This is a genomic window from Pelobacter propionicus DSM 2379 (assembly GCF_000015045.1).
Lineage (GTDB): Bacteria > Desulfobacterota > Desulfuromonadia > Geobacterales > Pseudopelobacteraceae > Pseudopelobacter > Pseudopelobacter propionicus.
Genome location: NC_008609.1, coordinates 2,862,280 through 2,885,000 on the forward strand (window position 1 = coordinate 2,862,280; position 22,721 = coordinate 2,885,000).

Annotated in this window: 19 protein-coding genes, 1 tRNA gene and 2 rRNA genes (1 of these 22 running past the window's edge); 8 read left to right on the plus strand and 14 right to left on the minus strand. The window is 57.2% G+C overall.

Features of this window, described 5'->3' with window-relative positions; genetic code table 11:
• The first annotated feature begins 42 nt into the window (after positions 1-42).
• The gene (locus PPRO_RS12990; protein ID WP_011736492.1) at positions 43-1,605 is read left to right on the plus strand and encodes a DHA2 family efflux MFS transporter permease subunit; all 1,563 of its coding nucleotides are present in this window, start codon (positions 43-45) and stop codon (positions 1,603-1,605) included.
• 82 nt (positions 1,606-1,687) lie between these two features.
• On the opposite strand, the gene PPRO_RS12995 is transcribed toward PPRO_RS12990, so the two are convergent.
• Positions 1,688-2,356: an outer membrane protein gene (locus tag PPRO_RS12995; RefSeq protein WP_011736493.1), complete on the minus strand. Its 669-nt coding sequence runs from the start codon at positions 2,354-2,356 to the stop codon at positions 1,688-1,690.
• 271 nt (positions 2,357-2,627) lie between these two features.
• Between PPRO_RS12995 and PPRO_RS13000 the strand changes: the two genes are divergently transcribed.
• Positions 2,628-3,086, plus strand: coding sequence for a hypothetical protein (locus tag PPRO_RS13000; protein WP_011736494.1), 459 nt, complete (start codon positions 2,628-2,630; stop codon positions 3,084-3,086).
• A 53-nt stretch (positions 3,087-3,139) separates the two neighbouring features.
• On the opposite strand, the gene PPRO_RS13005 is transcribed toward PPRO_RS13000, so the two are convergent.
• The 3 genes from PPRO_RS13005 to cdaA form a co-directional block, all read right to left on the minus strand.
• Positions 3,140-4,678, minus strand: coding sequence for a B12-binding domain-containing radical SAM protein (locus PPRO_RS13005; RefSeq protein WP_011736495.1), 1,539 nt, complete (start codon positions 4,676-4,678; stop codon positions 3,140-3,142).
• A 75-nt stretch (positions 4,679-4,753) separates the two neighbouring features.
• A complete protein-coding gene (locus tag PPRO_RS13010; RefSeq protein ID WP_011736496.1) occupies positions 4,754-5,803 on the minus strand; it encodes a C40 family peptidase in 1,050 nt (349 codons plus the stop codon).
• Positions 5,804-5,934: 131 nt separating this feature from the next.
• A complete protein-coding gene (gene cdaA / locus PPRO_RS13015) occupies positions 5,935-7,350 on the minus strand; it encodes a diadenylate cyclase CdaA (RefSeq protein WP_011736497.1) in 1,416 nt (471 codons plus the stop codon).
• 168 nt (positions 7,351-7,518) lie between these two features.
• Between cdaA and ubiE the strand changes: the two genes are divergently transcribed.
• Positions 7,519-8,229 carry a bifunctional demethylmenaquinone methyltransferase/2-methoxy-6-polyprenyl-1,4-benzoquinol methylase UbiE gene (gene ubiE, locus PPRO_RS13020; RefSeq protein WP_011736498.1) on the plus strand — a complete coding sequence of 237 codons (711 nt, stop codon included), beginning with the start codon at positions 7,519-7,521 and terminating at the stop codon, positions 8,227-8,229.
• Positions 8,230-8,250: 21 nt separating this feature from the next.
• Here ubiE and plsY read toward each other — a convergent pair whose 3' ends face one another.
• From plsY to PPRO_RS13035, 3 genes are all read right to left on the minus strand, one after another.
• Positions 8,251-8,847, minus strand: coding sequence for a glycerol-3-phosphate 1-O-acyltransferase PlsY (plsY, locus tag PPRO_RS13025; RefSeq protein ID WP_011736499.1), 597 nt, complete (start codon positions 8,845-8,847; stop codon positions 8,251-8,253).
• Positions 8,847-9,587, minus strand: a complete 741-nt coding sequence (locus PPRO_RS13030) for an outer membrane protein assembly factor BamD (RefSeq protein WP_011736500.1) — start codon at positions 9,585-9,587, stop codon at positions 8,847-8,849. The genes plsY and PPRO_RS13030 overlap by 1 nt, the downstream gene beginning before the upstream one ends.
• 149 nt (positions 9,588-9,736) lie before the next feature.
• On the minus strand, positions 9,737-11,062 hold the full coding sequence (locus tag PPRO_RS13035) for an enoyl ACP reductase FabMG family protein (RefSeq protein WP_011736501.1): 1,326 nt from the start codon (positions 11,060-11,062) through the stop codon (positions 9,737-9,739).
• Positions 11,063-11,266: 204 nt separating this feature from the next.
• Here PPRO_RS13035 and PPRO_RS13040 point away from each other — a divergent pair, with 204 nt between their 5' ends.
• Both PPRO_RS13040 and PPRO_RS13045 read left to right on the plus strand, forming a co-directional pair.
• The gene (locus PPRO_RS13040) at positions 11,267-11,749 is read left to right on the plus strand and encodes an aminoacyl-tRNA deacylase (protein WP_011736502.1); all 483 of its coding nucleotides are present in this window, start codon (positions 11,267-11,269) and stop codon (positions 11,747-11,749) included.
• 11 nt (positions 11,750-11,760) lie between these two features.
• Complete coding sequence (locus PPRO_RS13045; protein ID WP_011736503.1) at positions 11,761-12,210, plus strand: N-acetyltransferase; 450 nt, start codon at positions 11,761-11,763, stop codon at positions 12,208-12,210.
• 170 nt (positions 12,211-12,380) lie between these two features.
• Here PPRO_RS13045 and prfA read toward each other — a convergent pair whose 3' ends face one another.
• The 5 genes from prfA to rho form a co-directional block, all read right to left on the minus strand.
• Entirely contained in the window at positions 12,381-13,445 is a 1,065-nt protein-coding gene (gene prfA, locus PPRO_RS13050) for a peptide chain release factor 1 (protein WP_011736504.1), read from the minus strand.
• A 121-nt stretch (positions 13,446-13,566) separates the two neighbouring features.
• Positions 13,567-14,493, minus strand: coding sequence for a DUF1385 domain-containing protein (locus PPRO_RS13055; RefSeq protein WP_011736505.1), 927 nt, complete (start codon positions 14,491-14,493; stop codon positions 13,567-13,569).
• Between the two features lie 140 nt (positions 14,494-14,633).
• Positions 14,634-15,326, minus strand: coding sequence for an FAD-dependent thymidylate synthase (gene thyX, locus PPRO_RS13060; protein WP_041532321.1), 693 nt, complete (start codon positions 15,324-15,326; stop codon positions 14,634-14,636).
• A gap of 127 nt (positions 15,327-15,453) precedes the next feature.
• Positions 15,454-15,654 carry a 50S ribosomal protein L31 gene (gene rpmE, locus PPRO_RS13065; protein ID WP_011736507.1) on the minus strand — a complete coding sequence of 67 codons (201 nt, stop codon included), beginning with the start codon at positions 15,652-15,654 and terminating at the stop codon, positions 15,454-15,456.
• 104 nt (positions 15,655-15,758) lie between these two features.
• Entirely contained in the window at positions 15,759-17,006 is a 1,248-nt protein-coding gene (gene rho / locus PPRO_RS13070) for a transcription termination factor Rho (protein WP_011736508.1), read from the minus strand.
• A gap of 494 nt (positions 17,007-17,500) precedes the next feature.
• Between rho and PPRO_RS19620 the strand changes: the two genes are divergently transcribed.
• The 3 genes from PPRO_RS19620 to tnpA all read left to right on the plus strand — a co-directional run bounded on the left by PPRO_RS19620 (position 17,501) and on the right by tnpA (position 20,378).
• Positions 17,501-19,657, plus strand: coding sequence for a response regulator (locus PPRO_RS19620; protein ID WP_011736509.1), 2,157 nt, complete (start codon positions 17,501-17,503; stop codon positions 19,655-19,657).
• 164 nt (positions 19,658-19,821) lie between these two features.
• Positions 19,822-19,898 (plus strand) — tRNA-Met (locus PPRO_RS13080).
• Positions 19,899-20,099: 201 nt separating this feature from the next.
• The gene (tnpA, locus tag PPRO_RS13085; RefSeq protein ID WP_011736510.1) at positions 20,100-20,378 is read left to right on the plus strand and encodes an IS66 family insertion sequence element accessory protein TnpA; all 279 of its coding nucleotides are present in this window, start codon (positions 20,100-20,102) and stop codon (positions 20,376-20,378) included.
• Between the two features lie 90 nt (positions 20,379-20,468).
• Here the strand turns inward: tnpA and rrf are convergent.
• Positions 20,469-20,585 (minus strand): 5S ribosomal RNA (gene rrf / locus PPRO_RS13090).
• A gap of 138 nt (positions 20,586-20,723) precedes the next feature.
• A 23S ribosomal RNA gene (locus PPRO_RS13095) occupies positions 20,724-22,721 on the minus strand (it continues 953 nt past the right edge of the window).

The following is a 22,721-nucleotide window of genomic DNA, read 5'->3' on the forward strand; positions in this document are numbered from 1 at the left end:
CCGCTGTCGGGCACCCACACAGGGGTGCCCCTACGGTACACCATGACAACGACCTCTGAAAAAAACGTCAACAAATGGCTGATCACCATCACGGTCATGCTCCCCACCATCATGGAGATCATCGACACCTCCGTGGCCAACGTGGCCCTGCCGCACATGCAGGGGAGCCTGAACGCCGGCACGGACGAGATCACCTGGGTGCTGACCTCCTACCTGGTCAGCAACGCCGTGGTGCTCCCCATAACCGGCTGGCTGTCGCGCGTCTTCGGCCGCAAGCGTTTCCTGATGACCTGCATCACCCTGTTCACCCTGGCATCGCTGCTCTGCGGCTCGGCCCCCACCCTGGCAACCCTGATTCTGTTCCGCATCATCCAGGGGGCTGCCGGGGGTGCCCTGATTCCCATCAGCCAGGCCATCCTGATGGAGACCTTTCCCCCCCGGGAGCGCGGCATGGCCATGGCCATCTTCGGGGTGGGCGCCATGTTCGGCCCCATCGTCGGCCCGGCCCTGGGGGGCTGGATCACCGACAACCTGAACTGGCGCTGGATCTTCTACATCAACCTGCCCATCGGCATGATTGCCCTGGTGATGTGCGGCCTGTTCATCTTCGACCCCGCCTACCTGAAGCGGGGCGCACAAACCATGCGGATCGACTACGGGGGACTCGTGTTGCTCACCACCGGCATGGGCGCCCTGCAGGTGGTGCTGGACAAGGGGCAGCAGGAGGACTGGTTCAACTCATCCTTCATCATCGCCTTCAGCATCATCATGGTGGTTTCCCTGGTCGCCCTGGTCTGGGTGGAGCTGACCCATGACCATCCGATCATCAACCTGCGGCTGTTCAGGAACATCTCCTTCTCCGCCGGCAACTTCATCATGTTCGTGGTCGGCTTCTGCCTCTACAGCTCCATCACCATGATCCCGCTCTTCCTGCAGAACCTGATGGGCTACTCTGCCACCGACGCCGGCATGGTGCTGGCGCCGGGCGGCGTGGCAACCCTGATCACCATGCCGCTGGTGGGGCTCATGCTGCAGAAGCGGGACGGCAGAAAGATCGTCTTCCTTGGCCTGGTGATAGGCGCAACAGCCATGTTCTTCATGCAGCGCCTGAACCTCTTGGCCTCCTACGGCGATTTCGTCTGGCCGCGGGTGGTGCTGGGAGTCGGGCTGGCCATGATCTTCGTGCCGCTGACAACCGTGACCCTGGCCACCATTTCCCGCCAGGAGATGGGCAACGCCACCGGAATGTTCAATCTGCTGCGCAACATCGGCGGCAGCGTGGGTATCGCCATGGCCGCCACCATTCTGGCGCGGCGGGAACAGTTCTACCAGACCGCTCTCTCCGGCCACAGCGTCCCCTACGATCCGGTCTGGCAGATGAAGTTCAGCCAGCTCAAACAGGCCCTGGTACTGAAGGGGATATCCGTCGCCCAGGCCGACCAGACCGCCCTGGGCATCATGTACGGGGTGGTGCGCCGCCAGGCCGGGGCCTTGGCCTTCAACTACGTCTTCTGGGTGATCGGCGTCGCCTTCCTCTCCATCATCCCGCTGCTTCTGCTGCTAAAAAGAAGCAGCCACGAAGGCGAGAACCCGGCGGCTCACTGAGGCTGTATACCGGCGCGAGAAAGAAAAAAGCCGCTCCCCTTCGGGTAGCGGCTTTTTGGTCACCTGCCGGCAAACGCTCCTTTCAGAACTTGAATCTGAGCCCCAGGGTGGCATTGTGACTCTCGAATTTCATGCGGGTGCCCGCATTCCCCTCGTCGAATTTCCCCTTGTCGGTGGCGAAGTAGCGGTAGCCCACATCCAGGGAGAAATAGCGGTTGATGCTGATATCAATCCCGGCGCCGATCTGATAGGCGAAGACCGTATCATCGTCGGAATCGTACAAAGACCAGCGCACCCCGTTGGAGACACCGGACGTATCGTCCAGGTAGAGGGTGGCGAACCCGATGCCACCGCCAAGGTAGGGGGTCACCGGAGTATCGTTGTGCAGGTCGAAGTAGCAGTTGGCCATGACCGCGAATGCACTCAGGGAGCCATCCAGATCGTGATACCTGATATCGCTGGTGGCATCATAAACCGAATCGATCTCCGCTCCCTTGTAGGAGAGTTCACCCTCCAGGCGGACATAGCCGAAGTCATAGCCGGCACTCCCCCCCACGTCGATTCCCGGATCGAACTCCACTCGGTCATTGTAGGATCCCCAGGAATCGTAGCTATGGGCGTTCCTATCCTGGGGCACCGTCACCCCCACGAACCAGGAGACGTAGGGGCCCGGCCGTGGGGGCTCCGCCCGGGCGAGGGACGGAATCAGAAGGGTTGCCAGGGCCGCGACAATGATCATATTCCGTTTCATGGTATTCCTCCTTGTGCGTGAAAATCCGCGGGGCTCCCCGTCCAGGCCGGCACCCCGCCTCGTTCCAGCAAGTATAGCACCATCACAACGGTTGGCATGCGGACGGCACGTACCAAGCACCCTTGACCTGGGCGTTCCTTCGCCGGCAAGCAGATAGAATCAACGGCAAGCGACAACGAAAGGGAGCATGGCCGCAACGCTGCTCTTTTCCGTGGAATCCTGAACCCAAACGTGGTAATGGTTGTCAATCTTTAACCCAGGAGGTGGCCAGGTGAACAGATCGATCCCACTGATACTCTCCATCGCAGCACTCACCATGAGCGGATGCAACTCCAGGCCGGTAATCGAGCAGCCGAACAAACCGGCGGCAACCGCACCGGCAACCGCACCGGCAACCGCACCGGCACCCGGCCAGCTCCCGCCCGGCCACCCCCAGGTCGGCCAGGCGGGTGACAATCCCCATGCCGGCATGAAGGCCCAGGACCTCCCCCCAGGGGTCGGCAAGAAGGCCAGGGTAACCCAGGTCATAAGCAGGGACGGCAAGACATTCCTGGAACTGGTTGACGAGAAGGGGGAGAAACTCTGGCTGGCCATGCCCGAGGTGAAGGTGAGCGTGGGAAACAGCATCGAATATCCCGAGGCGCCGGTCATGGAGAAATTTCACAGCAAGACCCTCAACCGGGACCTGGAGCGGGTATCCTTCGTGCCGGGGATCAGGGTGGTGAAATAGGGTAAACAGGTAGGAAAGGTTAAACGAGCGGGGCCGGTAATGGCCCCGCTTTTTCATTTCCCCAGAGCCGCCAGCGAGGGGCCATGGTTGGGGACCAGCTTGAGCACACGGCAATAGCAGTCGGCAGCTCCCCGCTGTTTCCCCTGCTCGGCCAGCAGGTCTCCCAGCAGGTACCATCCCCAGGGGTTGTCCGGCTCCCGGGCGACGATCTCCCTGAACTCGCGCTCGGCAGTTCCCGGATCCCCCCGACGCAGGAAATACTCTCCCGCCAGCACGTTGGTCGCATAGCAGTAGCCCAGTGCTCGTTTCTGGCGCTCAAAGCAGCGTCCGTCCCGCTCCGGCCTGCCGGTCAGCGCGCGCAGCAGCCTTGCCGGCGGCCGCTGTGGCTTCCCTGCCGCGTAGACGGCCGCCTCCCGGCTGGTCGCAAAGATATTCACCGGCACCCTCCCGGCGCTGACCGCCTCCTGGAACAACCGCGTGCCCGGAAAGTAGGCCAGGGGGGAGACATAACCGTCATCCGGCCGGATGCGCTTCATCAGGGCAATGCTGGCGTCCAGGTCGTCGTCGGTCTCGCCCGGGATACTGCTGATCAGGTAGACCGAGAGGCTGATGCCGACTTTTTTGACCGCGGCAGCCGCAGCTTCCACCTGGGCCGGCGTGATCTGCTTGCCCAACAGGGAGAGGATCCGGGGCGAACCCGATTCCACGCCGATCTGAACGCATTCACACCCTGCCCGCTTCATCCAGACCAGCAGTTCCTCATCCAGACTGGTGACCCGGGACTGGCAATTCCAGAGGATATGGGCTCTGGAGCGGATCAGAAGGCGGCAGAATTCCAGGGCGCGCCGACGGTCAGCCGTGAAGGTGTCGTCCCGCAGGGAGAAGTAGATCAGACCGTAGCGCTGGCGGATGAACAGGATCTCCTCCAGCATGTTCTCTGGAGAACGGAAGCGGACGCGACGCATCCAGAAGCCGGGAGAGCTGCAGAAGGTGCAGGAGGAGGGGCAGCCGCGGGCGGTGATCATGAATTCGGCCTGCAGCGGGATATCCACTCCCCGGGAGTGTTCCAGATACCGGGAGGCGAAGGGGAGCGCATCCAGGTCCGCCAGCAGTACACGCTGTCGCGTGACCTCGACCCGGTCGTCGCGCCGAAAAGCTATGCCTGCCAGGCCGCTCCAGTCGCCCCCTTCCCGGAGGCGCTCTGCAAGCTCCAGCAGCGTGGCCTCCCCCTCTCCGCGGATCACCAGGTCAACGGGTGAGCCCTGGCCCAGGACCTCGTCGTACTGGAAGCTGGCATGTCCCCCCCCCATGACAATGACACATTCGGGATCAAGGCGGCGTGCGACGTGGGCCAGTTCCAGGGATGCGTGGCGGTTGTGGGTCCACTGGGAGATGACCAGGAGCCGCGGCCGAATCTCCCTGAGCGAAGCCTCGATCCGGGAAGCGGACCAGGCGGAGAAATTGGCCAGGAGCGCATCGAAACCTACTTCCCGCAGACAGGCCTGCAGGGAGCAGAGTCCTGTGGGAAGCAGGGAGATGTGGGGATCGTCGCGGTCGCGAGAAGCGGATATGTAGGCCAGAAGGACAGTCATGGATATACCGGCTAAAAAAAATCCGGGCCATGGGGCCCGGATCGTTGGATACGGCTACGCAAACAGGGCGCGGAATCAGTTGTTCATGGTCAGCGACAGTCCGAGGGTGTCGTTGGCCATCACATCACTCTCGCGCTCCTCCTCCACACCGGACAGCAATTCATTGAAGTCGTCAAACCCCTTCTGGCCGAGGCCGACACGCCGGGCGCCCAGGAAACGGGAGAGGTAGTAGGGGGTGTCCATGGAGGAGATCACCACGCGACGTTCACGGGACGAAGCGTGGATCATCTTGCGATTGCCCAGGTAGATGCCCACATGGGACGGGAAACGGGCATAGGTCTGGAAGAAGACCAGATCACCCTTCTGCAGGTCGCCGCGCGGCACCTCCGCCCCTGCATAGAACTGCTCACGGGCGGTACGGGGAAGACTGATATTGTGGTCGCGAAACACCTGCTGAATGAAACTGGAGCAGTCAAGGGCAGTGCGACTGGTGCCGCCAAAGCGGTAACGCGCCCCCAGGAAACTGTAGGCGGTATTCTTGATTTTGCTGATACTGCTGCTGTCTTCGAGGTTCTTTGCCAGGTCGACCGGACGATCGCTGTCGATGTCGGTCAGTTCAGCCAGGGTATCGCTGAACTCCTGCTCATTGAGCAGATCCCTGTTGACCATCTTGAGTCGATCAGTGGCCACCGCTGCCGCCATCGGCGCATCATCGGCCAGCGGACGTGACGCGTTCAGGGCCAGCACCTGCCCCGGCTTGACCCTGTTGCCCTTAAGGCCGTTCAAACGGCGCAGTTCGGCCATGCGGATTCCTGTCTTGCGGGCGACCCTCGGCAGGGTATCCCCCTTGACAACCCGATAGACATGGGCTTTTTCGGCCATTTTTATTTTTTTTGAGCGGTTCGAGGAATCGGAAGGGATGATCAGTCGCGCACCCTTGTCGATCCTGATTCCGCTCAGGTTGTTGACCGATTTGAGTTCAGCGACGGAGACGTGATATTTGCGGGCGATTGTATGGAGAGATTCGCTCTTGCGGACAACATGCGTTTTGGACGCCAGGGCAAGCTGGGGCAAGGCAAGGGCAACAAGACAGAGTGACAGTAATATGTACCGTTTATGTATCATTCCTCCTCCTTTTTGTTCTATTTTTAACCAACATGGCTATACTCTATATAACAAAAAGTATGCAAAGTCAATTGCAATGTCCTTCCAGCCCTGTTTTGCCATGCATCAAGCAGGCCAAGCAATCCGAATTATTATTTTTTTTCACGAGAAATCAGTCGCACGACAACCGGTTCGTCCCGCAGAACGGATATATTGTTATCCGGCGGCAGCAGGCTCCGGCGATAGTCCTGCCCCCTGATCAGACGGCCGGCATCCACTTCCTCGGTAACAACCGCATCGATGCGTTGAACCTGGGCCGCCGGCCCCTCAACCTCGACCCAGTCCGGGTCAGCCACGATTTTCATTCCCCGCAATCCGTGCCCCGTGTTTCTGCGTAATGCCACCCGCACCGGCACCCTTCTGCGCTCCTTGCGATCGGTCACCACCCTGATGGATGAGGGCGTGACAGACGTTACCTCCATTCCCGAGGGGAGCCTGAAATCGGTGTTCTTGACCCTGACATTGGCCTGTCCCTGGCGGACGGAGGAGAGGTCTATGTCGGCGGAAATATCCAGCTTGGAGGGGAGCGGCGTCAGGATGGAAAACGACTTGAGCTGTACATCCACCTCTTCGGGAGCGCTGCGCACCAAGGCCAGGCGATCCGGTATGCCGTGCAGCCTGACCGGAGCGCTTACCGTGATGATCTGTCCCTGTCGCGAACTGATCAGTGCCCAAAGCGTAGCCACAATCAGCAGGATTGCCGTTTTCGGCATCAGATTGCTGAACAGGTGCAGGCCGTGGGTGATATGCGGCTTTTCAAGATGCGGAGCGAACAGCCCTTCCAGGGCCGCGATCAGTTCTCCCGGAGTGTCGTAGGGGCGCAGTTCGGTGCCCACTGCCAGCGACACCGTACCGCGCTCCTCGGAAACCACGGCCACCACGGCGTCGGTGCGCTCGGAGAGCCCCAGGGCCGCGCGATGGCGCGTCCCCAGGTACTGGGGGATTTCCGGATTGACCGACAGCGGCAGGTGGCAGGAAGCCACGGCAATGCGCTCGCCGCGGACCAGGGCCGCGCCGTCGTGGAGCGGAGTGCCGTCGGTGAAGACGGTCTCCAGGATCTGGGAACTGATGCGACAGTCCATCTTGACACCGTTCAGCATCAGATCACCCAACGGGTCGTTGCGCTCGAAGACCAGAAGCGCTCCGGTGCGCTTGGCAGCCAGACAGAAGAGGGTTTCAACAATATCCTGAAAGGGACTGGGACGCACTTCATTGCGCCGCTCGAACAGGTGGCGCAACAGACTGAAGCGGTAGAGCGCCTGGCGGATCTCCGCCTGGAACACCACGATCAGCAGGATGATCAGGACCGTGCCCAGCTCCTGGAGTATCCAGCTGGTCATATACAGCCCGAGAAAGCGGGTGGCGAAGTAGATCAGGGTCACCACGCCCAGCCCCAGCAGGACCTGCATGGCACGGGTGCGATAGAACCAGGAGTAGAGCTGGTACAGGAGGAAGGTCATGATCAGGATGTCGGCAATATCCTGAATGCGGATGAATGGTGGCGCCACGGGTCAGACTCCCTTTCAATGCGTAACTTGCGCCCCTGAGGCAGGTCAGCGGATCGCGGGGCTTCACGCGGGCAGAAGCCGTTTTTGCTGGTGTTCTCTGCTCCGAGTATGCTACAAGGCAAAAATCAGCTATATATCATCATACTTCCGTACAAGGTTGTGCAAATCATGTTCAGGCTTTCCGAAAAAGGCGAGAGAATCCAACAGATGTTCGGCGCCATCGCACCACGCTATGACTTCCTCAACCGACTGCTCAGCTTCGGCATCGATCGGCGCTGGCGCACAAAGGCGGTGCAACTGCTCCACTATGACGAGGGGTCGAGGATCCTGGATGTGGCCACCGGCACCGGTGACGTGGCGCTGGAGATCGCACGCAGAACGCCGCCATCAGTGCGCATAACGGGAGCCGACTTCTGCCGGGAGATGGTCGAGCTGGGACAAGAGAAGGTGGCCAGCTCCCCCTACGCCGGACGGATCGACTTCCAGGTGGCCCCCTGCGAAGCGCTCCCTTTTGCGGACGGCACCTTTGATTCGGTTACCATTGCATTCGGAATCAGGAATGTGGTGGACAGGCGAATGGGGCTGGCGGAGATGCGACGGGTGCTGAAACCGGGCGGCAGACTGATCATCCTGGAGTTCTCCACGCCGCGCTCGGCCCTGTTCAGGCAAATCTACTACTTCTACTTCCGCAGGTTGTTGCCGATGATCGGCGGACTGTTCTCACGCTACAACGCCTACAAATACCTGCCCGACTCGGTACTGGAGTTCCCCTCCCCGACGGAGTTCTCCCGCATGATCGCCGAGACCGGTTTTTGCGATGTCCGGGTCCGGGAACTCACCTTCGGCATCGCTAGCATTTACAGCGGCGACAGGGTCTGAGCGGACGACACCAAACCTCGCTCAGGCCTTGAAGCGATTCTCCGTTCCCGCCACAAGGCGCCTGATATTCTCGTGGTGCTTGACGATCACCACCAGGGATATGATCAGGGTCACCCAAAACAGGTCCCTACCCCCCCCCAGAAAGACAACGGCCAGCGGCATCAACGCCGCGGCCATGATCGACCCCAATGAGACATAGCGCCAGACCAGCATCAGCCCCACGAACAGCGCCAGGGCACAGACAACGGCCAGGGGCGACAGCACCAGGAAGACCCCCAGGGCGGTGGCGACCCCCTTGCCTCCCCTGAACTTCAGGAACAGCGAGAACACATGGCCAGAGAAGGCGGCCAGTCCGACCCAGGCGGCACATTCCGGCGGGGAACAGTACCGACTTGCCAGCAGCACCGGAACAGCACCCTTGAGACAGTCCCCTGCCAGGGTCATGACTCCCACCCAACGCCCCACCGTGCGGTAGAGGTTGGTGGCACCGATGTTGCCGCTCCCCTCCCTGCGCACATCAACGCCGCACAGTTTTCCCAGCAAAAGCCCGGTCGGTATGGAACCGAGCAGATAAGCGGCCACGATCATGGCCCAGCAGGCGATCTGATCCGTTCCCATCACAGCGCAGCCATAGCCTTTTTGACTTCAGGGACAAAGGAGCTCGTGGCATGCTCCTTAAGCAGGCGGGTATAGACCTCCTGCCCCTTGGGCTTCTGGCCGTTCTCCACATAGGCACTACCCAGATAAAAGAGCGTCTCGTCGCTGCGCGGCAGGTCCCCGAATCCCTTCAGCGCCTCCTCGAAGCGGGCGATGGCGGCCGGGTAGGATCCGGTGCGCAGGTAGAACTTGCCCACGTACAGTTCGTACTGCAACTGCTTGTCGCGGCAATCGACGATCCGGGCCTGCACATCCGGCAGGTTGGCTCCGCCAGGGTAGAGCTTGGTGTACGACTCAAAGAGTGACAACGCATTCTTGACCGGCGTCTGGTCCGTGTCGATCCCCTTGATCTGTTTGAAATTGCTGAGCCCCTGGCCGTAGAGGGCATAGCCCATCAACTCGTGGTTCGGGTGCAGTTTGCGGAAGTTTTCATACTCGGCGGCCGCCTCGATGTAATCCTTGTTGAGGAAATAGGCATCGGCGATATTGATCTCCACCCTGGCCGACAATTCCGGAGGCGGGAAACTCTCCTTGACCCGCCGCCACTGTATCACGGCATCCTCGTATTTCCCCTTCTGGAACGAGGCCTCGCCATCCCGGTAGAGTTCGTCGGTCGGCTTGTTCAGCTTCAGTTCGGCGCACCCCTGGAGCAACGTCAGCGTACAGAGAGCCGCAAAAACAGCCCTGAATCCCATCTTCATGTTTTCCCCATCGTACAAACAGAATACTGCTCCGACAGACACCACCCTTGGAAGAGATACACATTGTTCCCGCGGGAACCTGCCACGGGAAGGAGATGAGGCAGCACTATCGGAGCAGGTGTCTCCTTACAAAAAAACCAAAACCGTGCCTACAGGATGCCCTGCCCGAGCGTGTCGGCAAGCAATCGTGCAATGACGGGGTGGGTCAGCCAGACCGCAGAAGCGGGCGGATTCCACGACCCGTGCAGAATCAGCCTGCCGGTGGAGCGGAAGACGACCCGGGACAGCTCGGCGCAGACCAACTGCTTCTGGTCGGTATGCATCCCCATCAGTTCGGCCGACGCGGCCAGCATCAGCTCGGCCTGCTCTTTGGTGTTGTGGTGCGGCCAGGAGGCATAGTCCAGCATGGGTGCAACCACCGGCGACGACAGGTAGGCGTCGGCCCGCTCCAGCATCACCTCCAGGGTTTCCCCCTCCTTGAGCAGGGACCGGCAACGCTGGAAGAGAGGCTCGGCCCCATCGCCTATGCTGGCGCGGATGGCGCTGAGCAGCGGGTAAAGCGAGATCTCCACCCCCAGGAAGAGGGCGCTGGAGTTGGTCAGAATCTCGGGGCAGTTGAACACCGCAGCCGTGATCCCCTTTTCAGAGGCTTCCTTGGCCACATCCTCCAGGCGGATCTTTGCCCACCCCTGAACATAGGGGGTATAGGACTGCCAGAGATACTCCCCCCCCACCAGCACCTCGGTACCATGGTAGCCATAGGCGGAGTAGTTGACCCGGCCACCGGCAGCAACAGCGCGCTCACGCAGGGGGGCGGTCTCCTCGATCAGGTAGCGGAAGGTATCCGCGGTCACCTCGTTGAAACTGGCGTCGCAGAGCCGGCCCAGATCGCTGTTCCAGAAATCAGCCGATGCCAGGTATTTGTCGCCGGTCCCCTTGAAGACCCGGTTGAGCAGCGGCATGAAGACACGCGCCCGCGGGATCCCCCCCGCCATGGTATGGGCGATCAGGACGTTGGCGCTGGCAGGGATCATGCCGTCCAGCTGCTGAACGATCTGTCGCAACGCGGCGCGGAAACGGGCCGTACCGGCCGCCCTGGCCTTCTCGATCACATCGGCGCCAATGGTGATGGAACTCCAGTCATCGGGCCTGGCCTTCTTGAGCAGTTCGGCGATGGAGGGTTGGCCGTCAACCGACTCCATGTCGAAGCCGGCTTCCAGCGGCACGTTGATGATCGTGCCCCCCAGGTTGGCCTCGGCAGTTGCCAGTTCTTCGGCAGTCAGGGGGCGCAGCGTGCCATCGGAGTCGCGCCGTCCCACGGTCATGCCGATCACGGTCATGCCGATGCGCCTGGCCTCATCCAGCAAACCATTGGCATAGCCGCGGCCAAAGAGTTCGCCCGCCAGCACCAGCACGTCTCCAGCCCCGTATCCAGCCACATCCGGCAGTTCCTGCATCGCTCTATACTCAGTCATGTAAGCCTCCCCATGGGGTTTCCGTTAAAGTGGGTACATCATGCAGCATACCTCTTTATCACGAACAGCCCGGCAATGTGAACAGAAAAAGCAGAAGCCCCGCCGCGTGACAAGGGAACAAAAGCGTGCTATCTTGCAGACCATGGCGGGCCGGAAGCGCACCAAAAGAGCAACGCACACGAAACAAACAATCAGGACAATGCAGTGGCAAAGAGCAAAACACCCACAACCCAGGCAGTGCGGCACCTGCGCCAGGAGCATGTGGTTTTTACGGACCACCTCTACAGCTATGTTGACAAGGGAGGCACCACCGTTTCGGCACGAGAACTGGGGGTGGACGAACATATCGTCATCAAGACCCTGGTGATGGAGGATGACCGGCAGATCCCCCTGATAATCCTGATGCACGGCGACCGGCAGGTTTCCACCAGGGAATTGGCGCGGATCGTAGGCGTCAAACAGATCACCCCCTGCACACCGGAGACCGCCCACAGACATACCGGATACCTGGTAGGCGGCACCTCCCCCTTCGGTACGCGCCGCAAGATGCCGGTCTACATGGAAGAGAGCATCGCCGCACTGCCGGAGATCATCATCAATGGTGGCAAGCGGGGGTATCTGGTGCGCATGCAACCCGCGGAACTGATCCGCGTGCTTCAGCCAACGCTGGTGAGGGTCGGGATATAAAGGAGGGCACAATGCTTCGTAAGGCACAGATCAGCGACGTCAAAAACATCCAGAAACTGGTGATGGCCTACGCCACCAAGGGGGACATGCTTTCCCGCTCATTGTCCGAACTGTACGAGTCGCTGCGCGATTTTTACGTCTACGAAGAAGAGGGAAAACTGCTGGGTACAACCGCTCTGCACATCGTCTGGGAGGACCTGGCCGAGGTGCGCTCCACCGCGGTGGCCGAGGAGGCGACCCGCAGGGGCATAGGCGGCAAACTCGTCCAGGCCTGCATCGACGAGGGGCGCAAACTGGGACTGAAACGGCTCTTCTGCCTGACCTACCGCCCCGATTTTTTCTCCAGCCTCGGCTTCCGACTGGTGGACAAGTCTGAACTCCCCCACAAGGTATGGGGAGACTGCGTCAAGTGCCCCAAGTTTCCCGACTGCGACGAAAACGCCATGATCCTGGACCTCTGAACCGGGGTACGCGTCAGACTCAAAGAGCCTGCCCACTGTCCAAGAATCACACAAGAAAGCGCGGGGCGACCGGATGGTCGCCCCGCGCTTTCTTCACTCTTCACTCTTCACTCTTCACTCTTCACTCTTCACTCTTCACTCTTCACTCTTCACTCTTCACTCTTCACTCTTCACTCTTCACTCTGCGCCTTGAGCGCCTCCATCTGGTAATGGGCGCGCAGGGCATCCACGATCTCGGCGATATCCCCGGCCATGATGGCATCCAGGCGGTAGAGCGTCAGGCCGATGCGATGATCGGTCATGCGTCCCTGGGGAAAGTTATAGGTGCGAATGCGCTCCGAGCGGTCGCCGGAACCAACCTGCTGCTTGCGGTCCGCCGCCATCCTGGCGTTCTGTTCCTGCTGAATGGAGTCCATGATGCGGGTCTTGAGGACCTTCATGGCCTTGGCGCGGTTCTTGATCTGGCTGCGTTCCTCCTGGCAGGCCACCACCGTGCCGGTGGGAAGGTGGGTGATGCGCACGGCTGAATCGGTGGTGTTGACATGCTGACCACCAGCGCCGGAGGAGCGGTACACGTCGATCTTCAGGTCGGTCGGATTGATGTCGATGTCCACGTCCTCGGCCTCTGCCATGATCGCCACGGTGCAGGCGCTGGTGTGGATGCGCCCTTGGGCCTCGGTCTCCGGAACGCGCTGCACGCGGTGGGTACCTGATTCGTACTTGAGCTTGGCAAAGACCCCCTCCCCTTCCACGGAGGCGATGATCTCCTTGAAGCCGCCCCGCTCCGATTCCGAGGCGGATATGGTCTCCACCTTCCAGCGGTTGACGTCCGCGAAACGGGAATACATGCGAAACAGGTCGCCGGCGAACAGAGCCGATTCGTCGCCGCCGGTGCCGGCGCGAATCTCCAGGATGACGCTCTTGTCATCGTTGGGATCCCTGGGAAGCAACAGCATCTGGATTTCCCCCTCCAGTCGTTCCTTTTCCTCCTCCAGAACTTTCAGCTCCTCTTCCGCCATCTCCTTCATATCCACATCAGCCAGCAGCTCGCGGTTTCCCTCCATCTCCTCCAGCACCCTGCGGTAGCGGCGGTAGGCAGCCACCAGGCCGGTCAGGTCGGCATGTTCGCGGGACAGCTTGCGAAACTCCGGCTGGTTGGAAATGACCGCCGGGTCGGACAACAGCGCTTCCAGTTCCTGGTAGCGCCGCTCAAGTTCTTCTATCTTGTCGAACATCACAAAGACCTCTCACAAAAATATCATCTCAAAATGGCAGTTACTCACGCCACCTCACGGACGCAACGGATCAGAGCACTGAAGCGACCAGGCGCACCGTTTCCGCCAGCCAAATCCGGATTCACACCACCAGCCGGTCATCGGCGTATCCGGCATTGACCTCCAGCGCCTCGTTCAGCGACCGGATGGCTACCTCCAACTGGGCGTCGTCGGGCTCGCCGGTGGTCAGGCGCTGCAGTGCCAATCCCGGTGCAATGAGTAACCTGACCAACGGGTTGGCCTCGTGTTTGGCGCCCCACTTGAGGAACTCATAGGATATGCCGGCGATCAGGGGCAGCAGCACAACCCGTGAACCGGCCTTGAGGTAAAAGGGCCAAAGTTTGGGGATCAGAGAGAATACGGCTATGCTGACCAGCATGACTATCAGCAGGAAGCTGGTGCCGCAGCGCGGATGCAGGCGGCTGTAAGGCCGTACATTCTCCACCGTCAGCGTTTCTCCCGCCTCGTGGGCGAAAATGGATTTGTGCTCGGCGCCATGGTACTGAAAGACCCGCCTGATGTCCTTCATGCGGGAGATGCTCCAGATGTAGAGCAAAAAGACGATCACCCGGATGACGCCGTCCACCAGATTGAAAATGAGATTGGTATCGCTGATCAGGGCAAACTGGGTCAAAAGTCTGGTGGCGTAGAGCGGCAGAACGAAGAACAGGCCTATGCCAAAGGCGAACGCCACAGCCATGGTGCCGGCCATAGCCCAAGCGGAAAGCTCCTGACCGTCCTTCTCCCCTTCCGGCTGTTCTTCCACCATGGCCTCGTTGGCGGAGAAGTTGAGCGCCTTGATGCCGATGACAAGCGACTGGAACAGCGCCACCGCTCCACGGATTATGGGCAGTTTGACGAATGGATAGCGCTCCGACAACGGCGCAACCAGTTCACGTTTGACAACTATCTCGCCATTTGCCCGACGGACCGCGATGGCGAGGGATCGTGGTGCCCTCATCATGACACCCTCGATTACCGCCTGACCGCCGACATTGATCTTTTCCATGAAATCCCCTGTGCATGCACACTTACAGATTAAAACAAAACAAACGCGGTGAAAGCGCACGGTGAAAACGTGCCCTGCACGTAACGCCCCGAAACGCATCCGCAACCAACACGCCTGCACCTCGGGTCGGAGTGTACGATTTATTCCAGTTTTTTGAAATAGTCGCGCACCCCATCGGCCTGACCACAACAGAACGGCCCCTCCGGACAGGGACCGTTGACACAGCCGGGACCGGCTTGGCGAAAGATCACCGGAGCGACTTTTTTCACCAGCCGCAGCATCTCCACGGCCATCTCGCGTATCTCCCACTGTGCCCGCCGGCAGCAGCGCAACGCGAAGAAATGCAGCAGTTCTCGGGCATTCATGCTCATGACCAGCTTGGTCTCGGTGGCGTTGGGCAGCACATAGCGCGCATCCTCGGGGGGAATACCCATATCCACCAACTGGGAATAGGCCTTGTGCAGCGTCTCGGACATAAAGGCGAAGATCCTACGCGCCTCGGGATTAGCCGCGATGGAACCGGGCATGATCGAGGAAAATTCCTCACTATGGGACACATAGCGTTGTGACTGCTGGGAAAAGGAGGCAATGCGGTGGCGCACCAGCTGGTGGGAGGTCACGCGGGAGATACCCTCGATTCCAAAGGTGAACGAGGCATGCTCCAGCACCGAGTGATGCCCGAGGGACATGATTTTATTCAGGAATGACTCGATGTCGGAGGAATCGAAGGACTTACGCAATTCAGCGATCGTCGCCGGCGAGTAACAGAGCCTAGCCGCCAGAGCGACGCTCTTTTCCGGCTCAGGAGTATGGGAAATGAGCTCGATATTCATGGGTATCCGTGGTAGGTCGGAGGCGTTGCACGCGCCCGGAAGCATATCTTCGCATCCTGCCGGAGAACAGAAAAAGGGGATTTCGCCCGGCGACAAAACCCCCTCTCCCTTGTGGTGCTGAACGTTTCTATACTTGGCCGTAGCGCCGTTTGAACCGCTCGACACGCCCAGCGGTATCGATCAGCTTCTGTTTGCCGGTAAAGAACGGATGACAGGCGGAGCAGATCTCGGTATTGATCTCCTTGCGCGTGGATCGGGTCTGGAACGTGTTACCACACAGGCACTTCACGGTGGCATCAGAATACATGGGGTGGATACCTTCTTTCATCTCTTCCTCCTTCATATTAATCGAGTGCCGCGGAAACAACCGCAAGCAACGATCTACCAAAGTTTGATGTTAGCGATTTGGGAATTTATTTACAACCTATTTTTTCACTTGGACATGGAATCCAGAAATGCCTGGTTGGTCTTCGCCTCTGAGAGCTTGTCCAGAAGGAATTCCATGCTGTCCACAACATTCATGGGGTGGATGACCTTGCGCAGAATCCAGATGCGGTTCAGGGAGTTCTTGTCGATCAGCAGTTCTTCCTTGCGAGTTCCGGACTTGTTGATATCAATGGCGGGAAACGTCCTCTTTTCAACAAGTTTGCGATCCAAGTGCAGTTCCATGTTGCCGGTACCCTTGAATTCCTCGAAGATAACCTCGTCCATCTTGCTGCCGGTATCCACCAGTGCTGTGGCAATGATGGTCAGAGAACCACCTTCCTCGATATTGCGGGCAGCACCGAAGAAACGCTTGGGTTTGTGCAGAGCATTGGAGTCCACACCTCCGGAGAGAATCTTGCCAGAAGGAGGAATAACGGTATTGTATGCACGCGCAAGACGTGTTATCGAATCCAGCAGGATAACCACGTCCCGCTTGTGCTCCACCAGTCGCTTGGCCTTTTCGATGACCATTTCAGCCACCTGGACGTGGCGTGTCGCCGGTTCGTCAAAGGTGGAGGAAACCACCTCGCCGTTTACCGAACGCTGCATGTCCGTAACCTCTTCTGGACGCTCGTCAATCAGCAGTACGATCAGATAGACTTCCGGATGATTGGCGGCAATGGAGTTTGCAATATTCTGGATCAGCATTGTCTTGCCGGTGCGAGGTGGCGCAACGATCAGGCCGCGCTGCCCCTTACCGATGGGAGCCATCAACTCGACAACACGCATGGGAAGGTTGTCGGCACCGGTTTCCAGCTTCAGCTTTTCCTCAGGATAGAGCGGGGTCAGGTTGTCAAACAGGATTTTTTCCCGGGCGACTTCAGGTGACTCGAAGTTGACGGACTCCACCTTGAGCAGAGCGAAATAACGTTCACCCTCCTTGGGAGGCCGAATCTGTCCAGAGACGGTGTCTCCAGTACGCAGATTAAAACGCCTGATCTGACTCGGCGAAACGTAGATGTCATCTGGACCCGGCAGATAATTATAATCCGTAGCCCGTAAAAACCCAAAGCCGTCTTGGAGAGTTTCAAGCACACCTTCGCCAAAGATCATGCCGTTCTGTTCGGTCTGCGCGTTAAGGATGGCAAAGATGAGATCCTGCTTGCGCAAGCTTGATGCGCCCTCAATACTAAGATCACGGGCAATGGCGTTAAGCTCGTTGATCTTCTTGCCTTTCAGTTCCTGTAAGTTCATCGGTTCTCCTGCATGTGAGTGGAACATGCGTTTATGCGGCTGCAAAAGTTGATTTTCAGCATGGCGGGGTTGGTGAATGCCATATAGGGTTTCAGTGGGTGACTCTGACCTCAAGGCAGCGGCAGAAAGGGATTGTATTTACAGCAGGAGATTTCCTGCTTGAAAGAACTGTTAGTGACACTTGGAAATTCTTAAACTTTGTGGTGAAGGGTATCTGAGGGTAAAGCAAATTGACGCTGTGGATACATTCACAATCGAGGTATTTAAAACTACCTTTATTGTGTTTGGCTTGTCAACAAAAAAAAACTCACAAAAAACAGCAGAGATTGGAGTTTATTCACATCTAACTTGAAAATGAGCCAGGGTACGCTAGAGTTATGACACACATCCGCTGCGTCGAGCATCCTCATTCAAAAAGTCCAGCTTGCATACGACTAAAGCATGGCCGACGGATCAAGAAATTTACTATACATGTCCACAGGGCGAGCAACCGAGTGAACATTCTGATCGTTGAAGACAATCCCAATGAACGAGAAATCTTGCGCTTCACCCTGGAACGACACGGATGCATGGTGATCGAAGCAGCGGATGGACTGGAAGGTCTCGACCTTGCCATTCACCGCCAACCGGATATTATCGTATCCAACACACTCATGCCACGAATGGATGGCTTTCAACTCCTCTGGGCTTTGAAGGCCGACCCAAAACTCACCTCGATCCCCTTTCTCTTCTATTCGGACACCTTCACCGGAGAGCAGGAAGAAAAACTCGCCATTTCTCTGGGGGCAGCAGCATTTATTGTCAAAAACAAAGCTCCGGAGAGCGTGTGGCTGCAGGCTGACGCGGCGATCACCGCGACCAGCAAGCCCCAGAAAACGATAGTATACCCGACAATCGACAAAAGCGACCGGAAGCATCTCCGGGAATATGGCCGGATCGTGGCGACCAAACTCGAGGAGAAGGTGCGCGAACTTCAGGCTGCCCTGACCGAGCGCAGACAGGTTGTCGATGAAATAAAAACTCTTAAATCAGAGCTAGCAATTAGAGCATCGGAATTTAAGCGGGCGGAGGACACTATTAAAGAGCAGGAACAACAGCTCTCGAATTTTTTTGAAGTCGCCCCATTTCCACTACTACTTCTGGATGGAGAACTGCGAATTCGCAGAATCAACAAACATGGGTGTTCACTCACCGGATCGCCTGCTATTGACATGCTCGGCCTGAGAAGCGGAGAGGCATTGCGCTGCATCCACGCGCTGGACACTCCCGAAGGTTGTGGTTTTGGACCAAACTGCCGAGAATGCTTGTTGCGTATTTGCATCAAAAATTGCCTAAATAGTGAGCAACAGTATTCCTGTAAAGAAGTGAGTCTGCCGTTATCAGCCAAAGACAGCGAGACTAATCTCACATTCATCCTTTCAATTTCCAGGGCAACCACAGGAAAACAGGACATGCTGCTCATCACCCTGCAGGACATAACCGCACAAAAAACACTTGAACGGAAACTTCATTACGCTCAGAAGATGGAGGCAGCCGGCATACTGGCTGGCGGGATCGCCCATGAATGCAACAGCCACCTGTCCACAATAGTCGGATACGGGAACACTACCCTCATGAGTATGTCCAGAAACGATCCCAATCGACAAAATGTGGAGCAAATCGTGACGAATGCCAAAAAAGCTGCACATCTGACAAATAAACTCAAGATTTTTTGCAGAAAGCAGTCAGGCGAAAAGAAAAACATAAATCTGAACGAAACCATTTTATCGATGCAGAACAACCTGTTGCGGCTCTTCGGCCAAGATATTAACTGCACAACCTTGATATCGGATCAAGAACTGACGGTTTGTGCTGACAAGCACCACCTTGAACTCCTCTTAACATGTCTCATCAATAAGATTCTTGATACCACACAAAGGGGCGGGTCACTGACGATCACCACAGATCAGACCAGACTCGGCCCCGATGTATGTGCAATCAACGATTTAAAAACACGCAATTCCTATGCCCTGCTGACAGTGACACACAGCAACGCCAGCATGGGCAGTGACGATCTGGAACACATATTCAATCCGCTTTTCAGCATACAGGAACAGAGCAAGTGGCCGGAACTACAACTCTCTCTTATTTCACACATCATCAAGCAGCACGAAAGTCACATAACCGTATTCAGCGAACCAGGCAAAGGGACGGCGTTCAGGATATATATCCCGCTGGTCTCATCTACAGCAACAGACAGAGACAAAGCATTGGAGAACGAAAAATCCGGAAAAGGGGGAGAAACCATCCTGCTGGCAGAAGACGATGAAGCGGTGCGGAATATGGCTGAGGCCATACTGCAGCATTTCGGTTACGAGGTTATCGTTGCCGTTGACGGGGAAGACGCCGTTCAGAAGTACCTGAAACACGCTGAGAGAATTAATCTGCTTCTATTCGATCTGGTCATGCCCAAAATGAGCGGACAGGAAGCTTATGTCGAAATCAAAAAGCATGCTCCCAATATAAAGGTAGTATTCGCCAGCGGCCATACGCCTGAGATCATCAAACAGCGAAAACTAGTCGATGAAAATGCACTATTGATATTCAAACCATATTTGCCATCGGTTTTCCTACAGAAGGTGCGCAGCGCGCTTGATAGCATCACGCTGTAGGTGACGGCCAACCGCCACCATTGGGTACCGACAGAGCCGCTGCAGGAGAAAACAGAACCTTTTCCCTTGACAGCGCCACAAAAATCATTTAAACATTACATCTCTTTGTAAAGCTTTCGTAAAAACATTTATGCCTCTTTGGTCTCCAAAGAGGCATATTAAACGGCGGTGTAGCTCAGCTGGTCAGAGCAAGCGACTCATATTCGCTAGGTCCGGGGTTCAAATCCCTGCACCGCCACCATTTAACATAAGCAGCTGAAACAGCTACCTTAAACATAAGGACTCTTCATTTGACACACAACCTGACACACAGTCGGGAGATATCAATGAAGAGTTTTTTGTGTTTGATGGGTGGCAGTTATTATGTAACCGTCAACCGTAGCCCATCTTGCTGTCACGAGACTGACCTCGTTATTCTGTGGTGTAGCGACGAGGAGGGTTCATGCGGTCGACAGTCAGTCAGGATTGGTCAGCCAAGACCACGGCCTGGAAACAGAGCGGCATGAGTCTGGCCGCGTGGTGCCGGGAAAACTCCGAGAGTTATTACTGGTTCCGTTATTGGCGCAAGCGTCTGGCTGTGCCTGTCTCCGGAAGATTCCTGGAACTCACCCTCCCTGACGCGCCCATCTCTCTGGAGTGCAACGGCATCCTGGTCCATGTCGCCAAAGGGTTCGATCCCGATCTTCTTTCCGACATTCTGTCGCTGTTGAAGAAGGGATAGGCGATGCGCCCTCCGGTACCCACAATTTACTGACGTCGTATAAACGCAAAGCAGCCCCATCACATGATGTGATGGGGCTGCTTTTATTATTCCCGGCGGCGACCTACTTTCCCACACAGCTACCCGTGCAGTATCATCGGCCCTGAGGGGCTTAACTTCCGTGTTCGGGATGGGAACGGGTGTGGCCCCCTCGGCATAGCCACCGAGAAATCTTTCGCAGGGACAGGTTTGAAACCTGCCTCTACAGATCATTATCAATTGCATTGTGGTGTTTAGGTTTGCACGCTTGCTTCGATATATATCGGCCTGGGGAAGGTTGCCCTTCCCCGGCCGAATTTCATTTTTATGGTCAAGCCTCACGGCCGATTAGTACTGGTAAGCTAAACACATTGCTGCGCTTACACACCCAGCCTATCAACGTTGTGGTCTACAACGGGCCTTCAGGGGATTGCTCCCAGGGATACCTAATCTTGAAGGAGGCTTCCCGCTTAGATGCTTTCAGCGGTTATCCTTTCCATACGTGGCTACCCAGCGACTGCGCCTGGCGGCACAACTGGAACACCAGAGGTATGTCCATCCCGGTCCTCTCGTACTAAGGACAGCTCTTCTCAAGTATCCTGCGCCCACGGTAGATAGGGACCAAACTGTCTCACGACGTTTTAAACCCAGCTCGCGTACCGCTTTAATTGGCGAACAGCCAAACCCTTGGGACCTACTTCAGCCCCAGGATGCGATGAGCCGACATCGAGGTGCCAAACCTCCCCGTCGATGTGAACTCTTGGGGGAGATCAGCCTGTTATCCCCGGAGTACCTTTTATCCGTTGAGCGACGGCCCTTCCATACAGAACCGCCGGATCACTATGACCTACTTTCGTACCTGCTCGACTTGTTGGTCTCGCAGTCAAGCTCCCTTATGCCATTGCACTCTACGCCCGGTTTCCAATCGGGCTGAGGGAACCTTCGCGCGCCTCCGTTACTCTTTGGGAGGCGACCGCCCCAGTCAAACTACCCACCAGACAGTGTCCCCGACCCGGTTTACGGGCCCAGGTTAGACATCCAAAACAACCAGGGTGGTATTTCAAGGACGACTCCACCGATACTAGCGTACCGGTTTCATAGTCTCCCACCTATCCTACACAAGCTATTCCGAATGTCACTGTCAAGCTATAGTAAAGGTTCACGGGGTCTTTCCGTCTTACCGCGGGTACTCGGCATCTTCACCGAGAATTCAATTTCGCTGAGCCACTGGTTGAGACAGCGCGGAAATCGTTACGCCATTCGTGCAGGTCGGAACTTACCCGACAAGGAATTTCGCTACCTTAGGACCGTTATAGTTACGGCCGCCGTTTACTGGGGCTTCGGTTCAAAGCTTCGCTTGCGCTAACAAATCCCCTTAACCTTCCAGCACCGGGCAGGCGTCAGACCCTATACATCGTCTTACGACTTAGCAGAGTCCTGTGTTTTTAGTAAACAGTCGCTACCGCCATTTCTCTGCGACCCCCTTCGGCTTCACGTGCAAATCGCTACACCTGATGAGGGCACACCTTATCCCGAAGTTACGGTGTCATTTTGCCGAGTTCCTTAACCAGTGTTCTCTCAATCACCTTAGGATTTTCTCCTCACCCACCTGAGTTGGTTTACGGTACGGTCACCTATTGTCTGAAGCTTAGAGGCTTTTCTTGGAAGCATGGGATCAACGACTTTGTGAGCATACGCTCTCGTCATCACGTCTCGAGGTTAATGGGAAAGTGGATTTGCCTGCTCTCCCCCCCTACTCGCTTGAACCGGGACAACCAGCGCCCGGATCGCCTACCCTTCTCCGTCCCCCCATCGCAACAATAGGTGGTACAGGAATATTAACCTGTTTCCCATCAACTACGTCTTTCGACCTCGCCTTAGGGACCGACTAACCCTCCGCAGATTACCTTGACGGAGGAAACCTTGGGTTTACGGTGTGCGGGTTTCTCGCCCGCATTTTCGCTACTCATGTCAGCATAATCTCTTGTGATACCTCCAGCCGTTCTCGCGATCGACCTTCACAGGCTTACACAATGTTCCTCTACCGCTGGCGTCTTAAGACGCCAACCCGTAGCTTCGGTACCATGCTTAGCCCCGTTACATTTTCCGCGCAGACCCACTCGACCAGTGAGCTATTACGCTTTCTTTAAAGGGTGGCTGCTTCTAAGCCAACCTCCTGGTTGTCTGGGCATTTCCACATCGTTTTCCACTTAGCATGAATTTGGGGACCTTAGCTGACGGTCTGGGCTCTTTCCCTTTTGACGACGGATCTTATCACCCGCCGTCTGACTCCCGCGCTCTTCGTTAACGGTATTCGGAGTTTGA